General features: G+C 59.2%; 18 protein-coding genes. 4 read left to right on the top strand and 14 right to left on the bottom strand.

Annotated features, from left to right (window positions below; all coding sequences use genetic code 11):
- Positions 1–171: 2-deoxy-5-keto-D-gluconate 6-phosphate aldolase domain-containing protein (locus tag CLV87_RS21860; RefSeq protein ID WP_133840879.1), on the top strand; the 171-nt coding region annotated here is incomplete at its 5' end.
- A 145-nt stretch (positions 172–316) separates the two neighbouring features.
- Here the strand turns inward: CLV87_RS21860 and CLV87_RS21855 are convergent.
- From CLV87_RS21855 to CLV87_RS21795, 13 genes are all read right to left on the bottom strand, one after another.
- Positions 317–1,237 carry a lysophospholipid acyltransferase family protein gene (locus CLV87_RS21855; protein ID WP_208293361.1) on the bottom strand — a complete coding sequence of 307 codons (921 nt, stop codon included), beginning with the start codon at positions 1,235–1,237 and terminating at the stop codon, positions 317–319.
- A gap of 21 nt (positions 1,238–1,258) precedes the next feature.
- The gene (locus tag CLV87_RS21850) at positions 1,259–1,675 is read right to left on the bottom strand and encodes a universal stress protein (RefSeq protein WP_099247958.1); all 417 of its coding nucleotides are present in this window, start codon (positions 1,673–1,675) and stop codon (positions 1,259–1,261) included.
- 12 nt (positions 1,676–1,687) lie between these two features.
- Positions 1,688–2,728, bottom strand: a complete 1,041-nt coding sequence (locus CLV87_RS21845) for a YeiH family protein (RefSeq protein ID WP_235872018.1) — start codon at positions 2,726–2,728, stop codon at positions 1,688–1,690.
- Between the two features lie 15 nt (positions 2,729–2,743).
- A complete protein-coding gene (locus CLV87_RS21840; protein ID WP_099247962.1) occupies positions 2,744–3,760 on the bottom strand; it encodes an Ldh family oxidoreductase in 1,017 nt (338 codons plus the stop codon).
- A gap of 53 nt (positions 3,761–3,813) precedes the next feature.
- Positions 3,814–4,992 carry a UxaA family hydrolase gene (locus CLV87_RS21835; RefSeq protein ID WP_099247964.1) on the bottom strand — a complete coding sequence of 393 codons (1,179 nt, stop codon included), beginning with the start codon at positions 4,990–4,992 and terminating at the stop codon, positions 3,814–3,816.
- A gap of 23 nt (positions 4,993–5,015) precedes the next feature.
- Positions 5,016–5,321: a UxaA family hydrolase gene (locus CLV87_RS21830; RefSeq protein WP_099247966.1), complete on the bottom strand. Its 306-nt coding sequence runs from the start codon at positions 5,319–5,321 to the stop codon at positions 5,016–5,018.
- 18 nt (positions 5,322–5,339) lie between these two features.
- A complete protein-coding gene (locus tag CLV87_RS21825) occupies positions 5,340–6,302 on the bottom strand; it encodes an alcohol dehydrogenase catalytic domain-containing protein (RefSeq protein WP_099247968.1) in 963 nt (320 codons plus the stop codon).
- Positions 6,299–7,045, bottom strand: a complete 747-nt coding sequence (locus tag CLV87_RS21820) for an SDR family NAD(P)-dependent oxidoreductase (RefSeq protein ID WP_099247970.1) — start codon at positions 7,043–7,045, stop codon at positions 6,299–6,301. Before CLV87_RS21820 ends, CLV87_RS21825 begins: the two co-directional genes overlap by 4 nt.
- Positions 7,042–8,349, bottom strand: coding sequence for a histidinol dehydrogenase (hisD, locus tag CLV87_RS21815; RefSeq protein WP_099247972.1), 1,308 nt, complete (start codon positions 8,347–8,349; stop codon positions 7,042–7,044). The genes CLV87_RS21820 and hisD overlap by 4 nt, the downstream gene beginning before the upstream one ends.
- 35 nt (positions 8,350–8,384) lie before the next feature.
- The gene (locus CLV87_RS21810) at positions 8,385–9,716 is read right to left on the bottom strand and encodes a TRAP transporter large permease (RefSeq protein WP_099247974.1); all 1,332 of its coding nucleotides are present in this window, start codon (positions 9,714–9,716) and stop codon (positions 8,385–8,387) included.
- Positions 9,717–9,731: 15 nt separating this feature from the next.
- The gene (locus CLV87_RS21805) at positions 9,732–10,247 is read right to left on the bottom strand and encodes a TRAP transporter small permease (protein ID WP_099247976.1); all 516 of its coding nucleotides are present in this window, start codon (positions 10,245–10,247) and stop codon (positions 9,732–9,734) included.
- 103 nt (positions 10,248–10,350) lie between these two features.
- On the bottom strand, positions 10,351–11,496 hold the full coding sequence (locus tag CLV87_RS21800) for a TRAP transporter substrate-binding protein (protein WP_099247978.1): 1,146 nt from the start codon (positions 11,494–11,496) through the stop codon (positions 10,351–10,353).
- Between the two features lie 30 nt (positions 11,497–11,526).
- Entirely contained in the window at positions 11,527–11,718 is a 192-nt protein-coding gene (locus CLV87_RS21795; RefSeq protein WP_099247980.1) for a hypothetical protein, read from the bottom strand.
- A 169-nt stretch (positions 11,719–11,887) separates the two neighbouring features.
- Here CLV87_RS21795 and CLV87_RS21790 point away from each other — a divergent pair, with 169 nt between their 5' ends.
- Both CLV87_RS21790 and CLV87_RS24305 read left to right on the top strand, forming a co-directional pair.
- Positions 11,888–12,922 (top strand): LacI family DNA-binding transcriptional regulator, encoded by a 1,035-nt coding sequence (locus CLV87_RS21790; RefSeq protein WP_099247982.1) that lies wholly within the window; start codon positions 11,888–11,890, stop codon positions 12,920–12,922.
- 100 nt (positions 12,923–13,022) lie between these two features.
- The gene (locus tag CLV87_RS24305; protein WP_255301732.1) at positions 13,023–13,148 is read left to right on the top strand and encodes a hypothetical protein; all 126 of its coding nucleotides are present in this window, start codon (positions 13,023–13,025) and stop codon (positions 13,146–13,148) included.
- Between the two features lie 34 nt (positions 13,149–13,182).
- Here the strand turns inward: CLV87_RS24305 and CLV87_RS21785 are convergent, their stop codons facing one another.
- Entirely contained in the window at positions 13,183–14,820 is a 1,638-nt protein-coding gene (locus CLV87_RS21785) for a GMC family oxidoreductase (protein WP_099247984.1), read from the bottom strand.
- A 117-nt stretch (positions 14,821–14,937) separates the two neighbouring features.
- Here CLV87_RS21785 and CLV87_RS21780 point away from each other — a divergent pair, with 117 nt between their 5' ends.
- Positions 14,938–16,170, top strand: coding sequence for a TRAP transporter substrate-binding protein (locus CLV87_RS21780; RefSeq protein WP_099247986.1), 1,233 nt, complete (start codon positions 14,938–14,940; stop codon positions 16,168–16,170).
- Positions 16,171–16,187: the final 17 nt, after the last annotated feature.

Below are 16,187 nucleotides of genomic sequence, written 5' to 3'. Positions count from 1 at the left end.
AAACAACCCCTGGTCAAAGGCTTTGCCGTCGGCCGCACAATCTTCGCCGACCCCGCCCGCGCCTGGCTCAAAGGCGACATCAACGACGCAGAGGCCGTTGACCAGATGGCCGAACGATTCAGCAGGCTATGTACGATCTGGGACCAGGCGAGGGTGCCAAAGCAGGCCTAGGGTCCTGACCCTAGAAAGCATTGCCGGGATGCAATGGGGACCCTTTTGGCAGGGGGCATTTTCAGCGCTGGCGGATAGGGGGCGAGGCCATTGGGCTGGGTTTGAAAGCCGGATGATGTTCTGGTGTGTCGTAACGCCCGGGGTCCTAGCTTGATCCGCCAAGCCCCAGCGTTTCGTCGCGCAACCAGGTCATCAACCCCATTGGGTCACCGCTCCAGCGTTCAATGTCAGACGGGAGGATCGGGGTGCCTATATGGGGGCGTTGCGGTTTGTTCAAAGCGTGTTTGACTTCGAACAGCAAAAGCCCCTGCCGCAGGGTTTGCGAGGTCAGGCTGGCGATCTGATAGGCGCGGCTGTTTTGTCCGGGGAACCGGATCGGGACAACGGTTGCCCCCGAGCGTTGGATCAATTTGGCGGTGAAGGCGCTCCAGGAGCGTTCAATTGCAGGGCCAAACCAACGATCCGCCGAAGCCACCACCCCGGATGGGAACAGCGCCAAGACCCCGCCATGTTTCAGATGGTCCATGGCGCGGCGGCGCATCTCAAGGCTTTTGTCCAGCGCGTCAGGATCATGGGCAAAAGGCACCGGGATCATGAATTCGTCAATTTCGGCCACGCCGGTCAGCAGGGATCTGGTGAGGATCTTGTAATCGGTGCGGACGCGGCCAATGATTTCGGCCAGAACCATGCCGTCAACCAATCCATGCGGGTGGTTTGCGGTAATCACGACAGGGCCGGTTTTGGGGATGCGCGCAATTTCCGCATCCGGGGTTTCGATATCGATCCCCATGACGTTCAAGGCCTTGGGCCAAAAGGCCTGACCATGGGGCACGCCCATCGCCTCAAAGCGGCGAATCTTGCGCAACAGGCCGGGTTTGGCCGTGATCAGTTCGATGGCTTGAATGATCTTTTGTTGAACCGGGTTCGTAAAGGTCGTCGCATAGGACAAACGGCGACCGTCATAGGGTTTTTCATCCAAAGACGTGCCATCCCCTTGCCCCGGATCGGACAAGGTGCTGTGACCTGGAGTGTCACCATTGCGTTGCGGTCTTCGGATTTTGGCCATCACGCCCCCTTTCGCACGATATTAGTCCAGAGGGCGCTGGATGAGAACCGAACAGGGCGCGCGACGGGCTACGCGTGCAGCGGTGGAGCCCAGAAAGTAGTCCATGGCCGACGGGTGGTGCGCGCCAACAATGATGAGATCGGCACCCATCTCCTGAGCGACGGTTGTGATGCGGACACCCGGCTTGCCCGTTTCGACCCTACAATCGATGTCACTGGCCCCTTGGGCGAGGTCTTGCAGCGCGGCCATGATTTTTTCTGAGAGGCGGTTTTCGGTCTTAACAGTCACAAATTCAGCGGTGAAGCCCGGAATTTGTTCGAGCACGGTCAGCAAGGTGATCTTGCCTCCCGGGGCCAGCATAGCGCGCGCTGTTGCGATTTTCTTGGTCACGAGCGCCTCGTGGTCGATGGCAACCGGGATCAGGATAGAGGTGAACATTTTGGTGTCTCCTTAGGGGGTTGCGGTTGAAAACTGGGGGAGGAAAGTCAGCGCCAGCGCGACAAGGGCCGCGAGAAACAAGGTCTCGGCAAGCAACATGCCCGCCGCTGCCCGGCCAACCTTGAGCACTTCGGCGGGGCGCGTTTGCAGGCCAACCGCAGCGATAGAGGCGAGCAGGAGCCAACCAGACCCGCTGGCGGCGAGAGCAAGCACGGGCTGCGGTAGCGCCAGCAGCGAATTCAGCGTGGCCAGGGCGATGAAGCCGACAACAAAGGCAGGCATCAGAGGAGGGCGTTGATGCTCGGCCGTGGTGGTTGTGTGCCGGTGAATCAGGAAGGTCGCGGCCATGATCACCGGTGCCAGCATCGCAACGCGCAGCAATTTCACCAAAGTGGCGGTTTCCCCGGCTTCGGGCGAGATCGAGAACCCGGCCCCAACTACCTGCGCGACATCGTGGATTGTCGCGCCAAGATAGATCCCGGCCTTGTGATCGTCGAAGCCCAGAAACTGGCTGAGGATCGGGTAGAGGATCATGGCAGCAGTCGACAGAAGAGTGACACCAACAACGGTAAAGACCAGGCGATCGTCGGATTTTTCGTCTTTGGGCTGGATGGCCGCTATCGCCATGGCGGCGGATGCGCCGCAAATGGCCACGGCCCCGGATGACAAAAAGGCAAACCGATTGGCAAAGCCAAAGAACCGCGCCACGAGGAACCCAAAGCCGATTGTCATCGGTACCATGGCTACAACCAGCGCCACCACAGGCCAGCCAAGCGTTCCGATCATGTCAAAGCTGATCCGCAAGCCCAGCAAGGCGACACCAAAGCGCAGGACGGTCTTGGCCCCAAAGGCGATGCCGGGGGCGCAATCGTCATGCGTGGACAGGAAATTCATGCTGATGCCAAAGAGCAGGGCCAAGAGCATCGCGGGGGCCCCGTAATGCTCGGAAATGAACCTGCTGGCCAGTGCAATCACGAGGATCACCATAACCCCCGGCAACAGGGCCTGAAGCCCCGCGATCCGGTCAGATTTTGAGAGGGTTAGTAACTGCACGGTGTCCTCTTGGAATTAGGTCTGGGCATCAGGATTGGCCAGCTTTTGAACCTGATGAAAAAGATGTGCGGGAACCTGCAACCCGTCGCTTTCGGATCTGGCAATGGCCGCGCGGCGGCGCGCGCCCGGAAGCCGCGCGCCCGGCATGGCGGCGATCTGATCCAGCAGCGTTTTGACACGCGCGCCAAAATCACTGCGACTGCCCGGGTCGATGGCGATGATGGTTTGCCCGACATTGGGCCGTGGCCCGTCGGCATGAAAGAACGACCCGGCTTCGGCGCTAAAGGCACTGCCGGTCAGGGCCGAGGCCAGCACTTCGATCATCAGGGCCAAGGTGGTGCCCTTGGCATCTCCGATGGGCAGCATGGTGCCCTCTAGCGCGGCCTCGGGATCGGTGGTGGGCTGACCTTGGGCATCCAGCGCCCAGCCTGTGGGGATCGGCTTGCCAGCCTTTTTGGCGGCCATGACCTTGCCCCTTGCCACGACAGACAGGGACAGGTCGATGACCAGCGGAGGAGCATCTTTGACGGGTGTGGCAAAGGCGATGGGATTGGTTCCAAAGACCGGATCCTTGGCCCCCCAAGGGGCGATGGCCTTGGGGGTGTTGGCAACCATTAGACCAACCAGCCCGGCCTGGGCGATCTTTTCCACATGAATGGCCAAGGCCCCGCAATGATGCGAGTTGCCGATGGTCATGACGGCGATGCCCATCTCGCGCGCCAGGGGCAGGCCTGCGGCAAGCGCGGCCTCGATGGCCGGATAGGCAAAGCCGTAATCCGCCAGCACATGCAGGCCGGCGGGGGCGGGGCGGGTCAGGACCATATCGGCGTTTGGATTGATTTTGCCGCTTTGCAACTGGGCGGCGTAATCGGCCACCCGGGAAAACCCATGCCCGATCTGGCCTTCGCTCTCTGCCGCGACAAGGGCATGGGCAACGCTGGTTGCCACGCCCTTGGACGCGCCCGATCTCTCAAACACTTGGGTCAAGAGCGAGAACGCGTCTTGCAGCGAGATTTGGACCGTTTCGGTCATGGCATGGTTCCTTTGGCAAGAGCGGCCCGCGAAACGGCGGGCCACCCCGTGATTTAGGCGCTGCGATACAGCTTGGTCATCGAGAATTCGCGATGCCCAAGAGCTTCGGCAGCGGTGTTGCGGCCATTGGCAGTGCGACGGATCATCTCAATCAGCGCATCACCGGCCTCGTCGATCGTTTGCTCGCGACGCAGGATGCCGGAGACGTCAACATCCACATGCTCACCCATGGTGCGGACGGTGCGCGGGTTGGCTGTGATCTTGATCACCGGCACAATCGGGTTGCCGACGACATTGCCCTGACCGGTTGGGAAAGTGTGGATCACCGCGCCCCCCGCTGCCATGAGCGTCACACATTCCGCCGCGGCCGAAGAGCTGTCCATAAAGTACAGACCCTTGCCCGATTTTGGCATCTCGGCGGGCTCAAGAATGTCGATAAACTGTGAGGTGCGACCGATTTTTTCCAAGTTACCCAAGGCTTTTTCTTCGATGGTGGTCAGGCCGCCCTCGATATTGCCTTTGGTCGGCTGGCTGTCAGACAGGTCATCGGTTTGGTGCGCAAAAATCACGTCGTCCTGATAGGCCTTCCACATCTTGTACCAACGTGCGCCCACCTCTTCGTTGATCGCGCGTTTCTGGCAAATATGTTCGGCGCCGGTGATCTCGGAGGTTTCACCAAAGAAGCCGGTGATCCCTTCGGGCAGGAGTTTGTCATACATATTGCCCACGGTTGGGCAGGATCCGAGGCCTGTTGTGGTGTCGCTTTCGCCGCATTTGGTCGAGACCCACAATTCGTTGATCGAGCATTCCTCGCGCTGCACTTCGGTCGCTTTGTGAACGAAATCCTTGGCGGCCCAGGAGGCGCGGCGGATGGTTTCAAAATCGCCGTTCTGCTCGATCGAGAATTCGGCCACTTCCTTGCCGGTTTCGCGAATGCCATCTGCGATACGTTTGGTCCAGCCCGGCTCGATCCCGATCACCACGACGGAATGCACATTCGGGTTGGCTCCGGTGCCGATCATGGTGCGGAAATGCAATTCCAGATCTTCGCCAAATTGCAGACGGCCATAGGCGTGAGGAATGGCCAACGTGCCTTTGACATTGTTCGCAACCGCCTCGCAGGCGGCGTTGGAGATGTCATCAACAGGCAGGATAAGCACATGGTTGCGCACACCCACGCGGCCATTTTCGCGCCGGTAGCCCATGATGGTCATATTCGAAAAATTGGTCATTGTTCTGATCCTTGAGAAATGGGTTACCAGCGTTTGGTTTTGCAATTTTGGGTATGCACGTGACCGCCCTGGGGGATGTCAGCGATGATTTTGCCAATGTCCTCGCCGTATTTGATCGCGGTGTCGCCATCCTTGAGGTCTTTGAGCGCGATCTTGTGACCGATGGGCACATCCGCCCCGGCAGTCAGGCGGAAAGTCGAATTGTCATGCGTGATGCAGCACAGCATATCGGTGCCTGCGGTCAGGCCTTCGACAACCACAACGCCGACATTGTCGGCCTCTTCATGCACCAGAAGATGCGGGATTTCATTGGGAGCAGGGTTTGACATGAATGTCTCCGGTTTTCTTTACGGTTTTAGGATGAGTTTGGGCGCAGACACGTAGCCTGCGCGGATATCGGCGAAGGCGGTGGCACCTTCGGATAGGGGGCGGGTTTCGACCCAATCCAGCGCGCCAAGCTGGCCGCTGAACATGGCCGCGCAGGTGTCTTTGAAATCCTGCGCGGTATAGGTGTAGGTGCCGATGACGGTGATTTCCTGAAGCGTGATGCGACGAATATCAAAGCCGCCATCCGCTTCACCCAGGCCAATATGCATGATCACACCACCCGGGCTGACAAGGGCCGAGGCCATGGCCCGCGTCGCGGCATAGCCGACCGCGTCCACGATCAGGGTGATGCCGCTGGCCGGGTTGTTGTCGATGCGGATGTCGCAGGTGTCGCGCAGATAAGCGGCCCGGACCTCGTTGGGTTCAGAAAGCGTCACATCCGTGAGGCCCATGGCGCGTAGTGACAGAGCCGCGGCAAGGCCAATGGCTCCGCCGCCGATCACATGGGCGCGCCGCTCATCCGCCGGGTGCAGGGCGGCAAGGGCAAGCCGGGCGGCGTGCCAGCTGACCGCAATGGGTTCGGCCAGTGCCGCCTGTTCCAGTGAGACGTGATCTGGGACCTCAACGAGGTTGCGCTCGGGAATGGCGACATAGTCGGCAAAGGCCCCTTCGCGCGGGGGCATCGAGATGATTTGCCGAGACGGGCAGAGATTTTCCCGCCCCGAGCGGCTGGCGACGCTGTTTGGATCGGTCACAAGCGGATTGATCGTCACCTTGCGCCCGTCACTGGTGATGCCTGCGCCCTCGTGACCAAGGATCAGAGGGGCGGGGCGGCGTTCGTCATGCCCGAGATAGGCATGCATATCTGATCCACAGATGCCGACACTGTCGATTTTGACGAGGGTGTCGCCCTGATCGGGCTTTGGGTCGTCAAAGTCGCGATAGGCCAGGGTTTCGACACCGGTATAAACGAGCGCTTTCATTTCGCTGTGAACCCCCCATCGACCATCAAAACCTGCCCTGTCACGAAGGCGCAGGCGTCTGAGCAAAAGAACAAGATAGGGCCGTCGAGATCCTCGGGTTCGCCATTGCGACCGATACAGGTCTGGGCGGCGTTGCGGGCGGCCCGTTCGGGATCGTTGAAGACGGCAGCGGTCAGTTCCGTGCGGAAAAAGCCCGGCCCGATGGCATTGACGCAAATCCCGTCTGCCGACCAGGCCTCGGCCATGGCGCGGGTCATCTGGGCGATACCGCCCTTGGACGCGCCATAGCTCAACCCGCCGGGAAAGGCGCGGTGGGATTGCAGTGAAGCGAAATTGACAATCCGCCCCCAACCTTTTTCCTTCATGCCCCCGACAAGGTGTTGGGACAGAAAGAACGGCACAGCCAGATTCAGGTCGAACGTGGTGTCCCAGCCCTGTGGTGTCACCTCGTCCGCAGTTTCGCGGGTGTTGATCCCGGCGGCATGAACAAGAATGTCGGGCGGGCCGTAGGGGGCACAGGCCGCCTGCGCGAGATCGGCCAAACTGTCCCGGTCCGACAGATCCCAAGGCAGGGCATGGACCCCGTTCAAAGACGACAATGCCTCGGCCCGGCGGGCGACGCCAATGGTGCGCGCGCCCGCCAAAGACAGGAGTTCAGCGGCCCGGCGACCAAGGCCCGAGCTGGCCCCGGTGATCAGGGCCACATGACCCGACAGATCTGGGAGATAGCTGGTCACGGTCACCCCTCGGCGCTGAGGTCAAAGTTTTCGCCCGGGAAGAACTTGGCCAGACGCACATCGGCCGTCCGGGCATGCGCCTCCATGCCTTCGAGGCGGGAAATGCGCGCGGTGGCTTCGGCGATGGGTTTCATCGCGTCGGCGGTCGAGCGCTGCCAGGTGACGATTTTCATGTATTTGTGAACGCTCAACCCGCCGGTATAGGTCGCGGCGCGGCTTGTCGGCAAAACGTGGTTGGTGCCCGAAGCCTTGTCGCCAAAGGCAACCGTTGTCTCTTCGCCAAGGAAGAGCGAGCCGTAGCATGTCAGCCGATCCAGCCACCAATCGAGATCCTGGGCCATCACGGTCAGGTGCTCGGGCGCATAGAAATCAGAGGTCTCCGCCATTTCTTCGCGATCCGCGCAGAGGATCACCTCGGCATAATCGCGCCAGGCGGCGGTGGCGTTGTCGCGGTTTACCTCTGGCAGGTCCTCGATCAACACGGGCACCAGGCGCATCACCTCTTCGGCCAGGGCCTTGTCGTCGGTGACCAGCCAAACCGGGGAGTTGTAGCCATGCTCTGCCTGCCCAACCAGATCCGTGGCCACAACCATCGGATCGGCCGAGGCGTCGGCCAGGATCAGGCTGTCAGTGGGGCCGGCGATCATGTCGATGCCAACGCGGCCAAAGAGAATGCGCTTGGCCTCGGCCACGAATTGATTGCCCGGACCAACAAGGATGTTGGCCTTGGGCAAACCAAAGAGCCCAAAGGTCATCGCCGCCACGCCCTGGACGCCGCCCATGGCCATGATCTTGTCAGCGCCACAGACATGGGCCGCATAGACAATGGCCGGGGCGATGCCCACATCCGGGCGCGGGGGCGAGCAGGCCACAATATGTTTGCACCCGGCGACCTTAGCGGTGGTCACAGTCATGATCGCGCTGGCGACATGGCTGTAACGCCCGCCGGGCACATAGCAACCCGCCGCATCCACCGGGATCATCTTTTGACCCGCGGTCAAACCGGGGATGACCTCGACCGCGATGTCGGACATCGACGCCTTTTGCGCCTCGGCAAAGCGTTTGACATTGGCGTGGCTGAATTCGATGTCGCGTTTCAGCTTGTCCGGAACAGCGGCAATCGCGGCCTGAATTTCGTCATCCGTCAGAATGACATTGCCGGAATAATTATCGAATTTGGCTGCGTATTCCATGGCCTTGGCGTCGCCGCCGGTTTCAATATCGTTCAAGATTCCCTGAACGGTTTCGGTCACATCCGAAGCGCCGCTGCGCGCGGTCAGGGTTGCTTTCTTGAGATACTCACGAGTCATTTTGAGAGTCCTTTATTGGCCGCAAATCGGGCGGCTTAGCGGTAGACGTCAGGAAGAAGGGAAGTTGAGAACGCCGGGATATAGGCGATCATCAGGGTTACGATCAGCATGAAGAACACGAAGGGGATCGCGCGATAGGCAATCTTGAGGATGGATTCCCCGGTGATGCCCGACACGACAAACAGGTTCAGACCCAGCGGTGGCGTGATAAAGCCAACGCCCAACGCGGTGATCATCATGATGCAGAACTGGATCTGATTCATCTCGATCTCTTGCGCCAGCGGGTAGAGGATCGGTGCGAGGATCACGATGTTTGGTGTTGTTTCCATCACGCAGCCAGCGGCCACCAGGATCAGCACCATGATTGCGATCAGCGCATATTCATTCGAGGTCATCGAGGTCAGGGCACCAACAAAGCCTTGGGGTACGCCGATGATGGCCAATGCCTCGGCCAGCGGGATCGAAAAGGCGATGATTGGCAGAATGACTCCGTTCACCTTGGCGGAGCTGACCAACATGGCCGGGAAATCGCTGAATTTCAGCGTGCCCAGCAGGAAGCCCATGGCGATGGTGACCACGACGGCCACTGCGCCTGCTTCGGTTGGGGTCAGGCGACCGGAAAAGATGCCGTAAAAGATGATGCCGGGTACCAGGAAGGCGTACCAACCGGATTTGAGCGTGCGCCACAGGTTCGCGCGCCATTCCGCAGCGGTCATGATGCCGCCACCTTCCCACAGGTTGAGACGGTTCATGACGATATTGGTGACAAGGATCGCCGTCAGGATCAGCAAGCCGGGGATCAACGCGGCCAGGAACAGGGTCGACACCGCGATACCCAGCACGAGACCGATGATGATATAGGCGATGGATGGCGGGATCAGGATGCCGGTACAGGCACCCGCCGCCACCAGGGCGCAGGCATAGGGGCGGGGATAGCCGCTTTCGACCAGCCGGTCGATGGTCATCCGGCCAACCGCTGCAGCCCCCGCCGCGTCCGAGCCTGAAATGGCCGCGAACATGCCGCAGACCAGCACTGTGGCCGAGCCGAAGCCTCCTTTGGCCCAGCAGGTCAATGCCTCGGCCACATCCAGGAATTTTCGACTTAGCCCCGTTCGAACCAGCACATCGCCGGTCAGGATGAACAAGGGAACCGCCGTCAAGGCAAAGGCATCAATGCCAGAGAAGAGCTTTTCGCCCAAAAGGCTGAGAGGCAGCGCCCCGGACATCACAAGCATGCAAATTGTTGCCGCCCCGATGGCTGCCCATACTGGAACAGCAAGCGCCACCAATATGATAAACAGAAGGACAGAGGCGTAGAAATCCCAGCCAAGTTCAAGGGTTTGAGCCCCCAGTTGTTGCCACATCATTGGTCTGGCCCTCCCTTAATCAAACAGCTTGTCGCCTTCGTAGACGGGTCGCCCCGCTCGAAGATCGGCGATGTCACGAAGGAAGGACTGCACCAGCCGGAAAATGACCAAGGCAAAGCCGAAGGGAACCGCCATGAGGAAATAGACCTGGCTGATCCGGAGCCCGTGTGTGACCGAGTTGAATTTCCAGGACACGTGGACCGTTTCAAAGGACCAGTAGAGCGCGACCAGGGCCACGATGAACATGACCAGATCGCCAAAGATATAGAGGAGAGATTTGACGGTCTGGGGGACGTAGTGCATCAGCACGTCGATGCGAATATGGCCGCGTTCCTTAACCGCTGCAGCGGCCCCGATCCAGGCGAGGTAGATAAAGGAATAGCGCACGATTTCCTCACCCCAGATGGAGGAATAGGCGAACACCTCTCGGCGGACGACTTCGATGAACATCGTGCCAACGAGCATCACGTAAAAGACCAGCAGCAGCCAACGTTCGGCGTTTTGGTCAATCGCTTTGTAGAGCTTGGACATAGCAACCTTACCCCGGTCGCAGCAAAGCACCGGATTGAACGGTTTGAATTGGCGAAAAGATCAAGGTTGGACCGGCGCAGGTCGCGCCGGCCCTGATGCGCAGTTACGCGTCGTGCACGTAATATTTCGCGCGTGTGCCGGCGGCTCCTTCCAGCTTGGCAAAGGTGTCCATGGACCCCGCTAGTTCGGTTTTGAAACCGTCCCATTCGCTGCGCTGATAGCCGCCCGCATCCTGCCATTCGGCCAGCTGATCGTCGCTGAGAGAGTGGAACTCCACCCCGTTGGCGATCAATTGGGACATGGCATAGGAGCGCGCCGACGGGACTTTGGACAAGTTTTGATGCTGGGTGACTTCGCCCGCGAACTCGATCCCTTCTTTGACATCCATCGGCAGGCCGTCAAACCATTCGGCATTGACCGAATAGACCTGGCTGTCTGGCACGGCCTGGGTAAAGGTCACGTGGCTGAGGATTTCACCAAAGCCGAACACGTGCAACGCGCCGACCGATGGGTCCAGGGCATCGGCGACGCCTTGGCGGATGGCCGACGGTGTTTCACCCCAGGCTACGGGTGTCGGGTTGGCCCCGACCATGCCGTAATACTGTTGCAGCATCTTGGAGCCAGGAACGCGGAATTTGACGCCGGACATGTCGCCGGGCGTGATGATGGCATTGCCACCCTTGCGCACGGCCACAACACGCGGATCAATCACGATATACATGAGCGCCTTAAAGCCCGAGGCCGCGATTTTCGGGTCAACTTCCTGTTTCCACGCATCTGACGAGGTCAGATTGGTGAAACGCTGGTTGGAACCGCAGAAATAGGGCAGGTTGATCAGGTCAACCACGCTGGCAAATGGCGCAAAGTTGGCAAGAGAGTGCTGCGCGCATTGGATTGTGCCGCCCTGGACCGCCTGCGCCAAAGCCCCGCCCGCGCCAAGCTGACCGCCCGGAGCAAGTTTCACATAGACTTTGCCATTGGTCATGTTCTGGATGTTCTCTTTCAGATCCAGCTGCATGATCGGATAGCTGCGCGAGGCCCCAAGGACATAGGCGGTGGCCAGTGTCATGATGTGCTCAGCGGCCTTTTCCCGGTCGCGTTCTTCAGCGGCAGTTTGCGCTGCTGCCTCGGTGGACCACAGGGTGCCAGCGGCCCCAGCGACGATGGCGGCGGTGAACGCCCCCGAGCCTGCGAGTTTCAAGAAATTGCGGCGCTCGGCGGATGCCAGCTCCTGTTTCGACTTGTCCATTATTGTTCCTCCCGTTGGACGTTATCGGATTTATTCCGGATTTTTGTCTTTGGACTGTTCGCGCGCTTCGCTGCGCAGGATGCCAATGGAAAATGAAATTGCGGCCCCGAACAGGATCATCATTTCGACGACATTGCTGACCGGCGGTGCCTTGGTCACGGCACCGATGGCGACATTGGCAACAAAGGCCAGAAGAAGTGCGGTTGCTATGAGATACGGCATGTCAGCGGTCTCCCCTCCCAAGGATTCGCGTCGAGTTGAGGGCAATGTAAGCGCTTACATTTTATCATGCAAGCGCTTACATTGCTTTTTTGCCGAACTTGCGTGACACTCGAGGCTTTTCCTTAGGGGGCGACTGGGGTACCCGGCTGTCCAAAAGCCAAACAAGACCATGTCACAGAACGAAGTTGAAAAATCCGTCCCTACGCTTGCTGATGTTGCCAGTCTGGCCAACGTCTCGACAGCGACGGTGTCACGTTGCCTGAATTCACCCGACCGGGTTGGCAAAGACACGCGCGAACGGGTCATGAAGGCTGTGAACGAATTGGGCTATGCGCCGAACTTTGGCGCGCAGGCATTGGCGGCGCGGCAGACCAACACCATTGGCGCGGTTATTCCAACGATGGAAAACGCGGTTTTCGCGCGCGGTTTGCAGGCCTTTCAGGAAGAGCTGGGGCGCCATGGCAAGACGTTGCTGCTGGCCTCATCCGCCTATGACGCCGAATTGGAAGAGCAGCAGATTCGGGCGCTTGTCGCGCGCGGGGCAGATGCGTTGCTGCTGATCGGCTATGATCGCGAGCCCGAGATCTACCGCTTTTTGGAAAAGCGCGGGGTTCCGACCCTGATTGCCTGGTCGTTCAATCCGGCAGAAACACGTACCGCTGTTGGGTTCGACAATCGCGCGGCCATGCGAGCGCTGGCGCGTGATGTCATCGCGCAAGGGCATCGCAACATAGCCTGTATCACCGCGCCGACCCGGTCCAACGACCGCGCGCGGGGCCGGGTTGAGGGCATTCGCGACGCCAAAGTCGAAGCGGGTCAAGACCCGGCCGAGGTGATGATCGTCGAAACGCCTTATGGCATTGGTACCGGGGAAGAGGCCTTTCGTCAGGTTATGGCACAGGCACCGGATACCACGGCCATTATGTGCGTGAACGATGTTTTGGCTGTCGGGGCGTTGCGTGCGGCGCGGGCGCTGGGCCTGCGCGTGCCCGAAGATATTTCGGTGACGGGGTTTGACGATATTGAAATAGCCGCACTGGCGGATCCTGAACTGACAACTGTGCATGTGCCACATCGGGAAATGGGACGCCGCGCAGCGCAGCGGCTGATCGAGGTGTTGCAAGACAACGTGATGGGTCAAAGCAAGGAGCTGCCGACCGAAATCAGAATGCGCCAGTCCCTGGGGCCCGCGCGCAAAGCGTAGAGCTTTAGCCTCTAGGGTCAGGATGCATTGATTTGGCTTCACTGGCGCAGGAAGGGCAATAAAGCAGGGGTTTTGGACGCGCAGGAACTGGCGGAGTCAATTGCAAGCGGTCAAGGCCGCTGCTTTGCAGCGCTACCTGCGTCTGCAAGATTTGGTTGGTCTTGCCCCTGAGCTGCGTTACATCGCCTTGAAATACAACCAGAATTCCTGCGGTGATGTGCCTTGACAGGAACAAGATCAGGTAAACCAGTGGCGTCAAATCAATGCATCCTGACCCTAGCCTTGGCTGCGCGATCCTCAAGGATCATCTGACTGGCTTTTTCGCCGATCATGATGGTTGGGGCATTGGTGTTACCAGAGACAATGTCAGGCATGATCGAGGCATCCGCGATCCGCAACCCGGCGATGCCGTGAACTTTCAGGCGATCATCCACGACAGCCTGGTCGTCATGACCCATGCGACAGGTGCTGGTCGGGTGATAGATCGTTTGGCTGATCTCACGCGCGCATTGCAGCAGTTCTTCGTCGGAAGAGGGGTTGTTGTTGGGGATGTGTTCGCGCCGGATATAGGGGCGCAGGGCGCTGGTTTCCGTCATGGCGCGGGCAAAGCGAATGGCACGGATTGCGCAAAGCTGGTCGGCCCTGGCGGACAGGTAATTTGGCACGATCTTGGGGTAATCCGCGGCGTTGGGCGAGGAAATGTGGATATGCCCCCGGCTTTCTGGCCGCAATTGGCAGACCGAAGAGGTGATGCCCGAAAACGGATGCATCTCGATCCCGGGTTTGTCGGCGCTGAGCGGCTGAAAGTGAAACTGGATATCGGGCGTGTCCAATCCTGGCATGGATTTGGCAAAGATGCAGACCTGACTGGCCCCGAGGCTCATTGGCCCTTTGCGGAACAACACATAATTCAGCCCGATCCCCATGCGCGGCATAAAGCGGTTGATGGCGTCATTCAGGGTCTGTGTGTTGACCTCGTAAACCAGGCGGATCTGTAGGTGGTCCTGCAGGCATTCGCCCACGCCGCGAAGCTCGTGCCGAACGGTGACGCCTGCTTTGCTCAGCACCTCGCCCCGGCCAATGCCCGACAATTCCAGGATCTGCGGTGATCCGATTGCGCCTGCGGACAAGATCACTTCGCCGCCGGGATTGAGCAGGACCTGATGGCTTTGCCCTTTGCGCATGTATTGGACGCCGATCACGCGGCGCGGATCATTGGGGTCGAAAACCAGCTTTTCGGTCTGGGCGTGGATGATGATCTCCAGATTTGGGCGCGACTTGGCGGGGTTCAGAAAGGCGCGCGCGCTGGAACAGCGAAACCCTTTGCGCGCGGTTTGATGAAAATAGCTGACGCCCTCTTGGACCGCGCCATTATAGTCATCATTGCGCGGCACCCCCATTTCCACCGCTGCGTCGATAAAGGCCTCGGCGATTTCGCTTTTTGCGCGGATCAGCGAGACGGAAAGACCGCCCTTGTCACCGTGATAGGCATCCGCGCCGTTTTCATGCGACTCGGACTTTTTGAACAGCGGGAGCACATCGTCGTAACCCCAGCCTTTGTTGCCGCGCTGGGCCCAGCGGTCATAATCCTCTTTCTGACCGCGCACATAAAGCAACCCATTGATCGAGCTGGAGCCGCCAAGGGTTTTTCCGCGTGGCCAATCCAATGCGCGCCCGTTCAGACCCGGTTCGGGTTCGGTTTTGTAGCACCAATCCGTGTTCGGGTTGTGCAGGGTTTTGAAATAACCCACCGGCACATGGATCCAAGGGTTCAGATCGTGCCCGCCTGCCTCAAGCAGAATCACCCGATTCGCGGGGTCTTCGCTGAGCCGATTGGCCAAAACGCATCCTGCAGAACCGGCCCCAACTACAATAAAATCGGCCTTTTTTTCTGACATATGCGGTTCCTCCCCAGGCTCTTATTGGCGCGTTGGACAGATTTTCCTTGCGCCATTGAGCAATAAAACACTAAAAATGAGATCACAAGTCTCAAAAATGTTTTAGGGAGGAAGCAGATGAGGACTTCAAATAATCTGAGCAAGATCACGCGCCGTGATTTGTTCCGGGTCGCCGGGCAATATGGCATGAGTTCAACGCTATTGGCGGCGGGGAGCTTTGGTGGGGCCATGAGCCTGGCAAATCTCGCCAGTGCCGCGGAATCGACCTATGAAAAACGGTTTGCGAAACCGGCCAAGCATACTTTGAAATTCGGGGCGGCAGGCTTTAACGCGCAGAACCTGTTGATCGAACGGGCCGGGGCATTGGAATTCGCCCGAGATCTGGAAAGCCGGACGGATGGTGAAATTCGTATTGAGTTCATCGGCAATAACCAGATTTGCGGCCAAACATCCTGTGTTGAGAAAACCCAGCAGGGGATTGTCGATATCTATGCTGCCTCGACCCAGAATTCGGCCGGTGGCGCGCCCTATCTCAATGTTCTCGACTACGCCTATATGTTCCCGGGCCGCGCGTCTCAGTATCACTTCCTCTACAGCCCGGAATCGCAACGCATCCTTCGCGATCCGCTTGAAAAACGTCATGGCCTGAAATTCCTGTTCAGCCATTGCGAGCTGCGCGGCATTCAGTTGGGTCTGGGTTGGGAAGACAAGCCAACGGTCACCAAGCTGGAAGAGCTGTTTGGCACCAAGAACCGCGTGACAGGCACGCAGTTGGGCCGCATCGCCATGCAGGCGCTGAACCTCAATCCGGTTCCGGTTGCTTGGGAGGAAACGCTGGACGGGCTGAAGCAGGGCTTGATCGACGGGGCTGAAACATGGGCGTCGGCAGTGGCCTATGCCAATATGTCGCCGGTCGTAAGCCAGTCGGTCGACCTCAAGTTCTTCTGCGGGACCGAGCACACCTCGATGAGCGCCTCGGTCTTTGACAGCCTGGATGGGTATCTTCAGGATGCGGTCATGGAATCCGCCTATTGGGCACAGACCCATGTGCAGGCCGCCAACGAAGCGGCGCTGGTTAAGACGGTTGGTCATTCCGATCCGCAGATGCCTGACACGATCTTTGCGCAGAACAATGTGCGCAACGCGTTCCTCGCCGATGACCAGATCAAGATGGCCGAGGAAATGTGTTCGCCAGAATTCCAACCGCAGCTTTGGGAGAAATGGCGTGAGCGGCTCAACAATTGGGCCGGTGGCATTGATACCTATCAGGAAATCTATGACATCGCGCGCCAGGTCCCCAAGGACATGAAGCCCGAAAACGTCGAACCGCGCCGTTGGTGGAAAGCCTGATCCGGAACTAAGCTATC

The sequence above is a fragment of the Pelagimonas phthalicica genome, from assembly GCF_004364805.1.
GTDB classification, from domain to species: domain Bacteria; phylum Pseudomonadota; class Alphaproteobacteria; order Rhodobacterales; family Rhodobacteraceae; genus Pelagimonas; species Pelagimonas phthalicica.
This window is presented reverse-complemented; position numbering and strand designations above follow the sequence as displayed.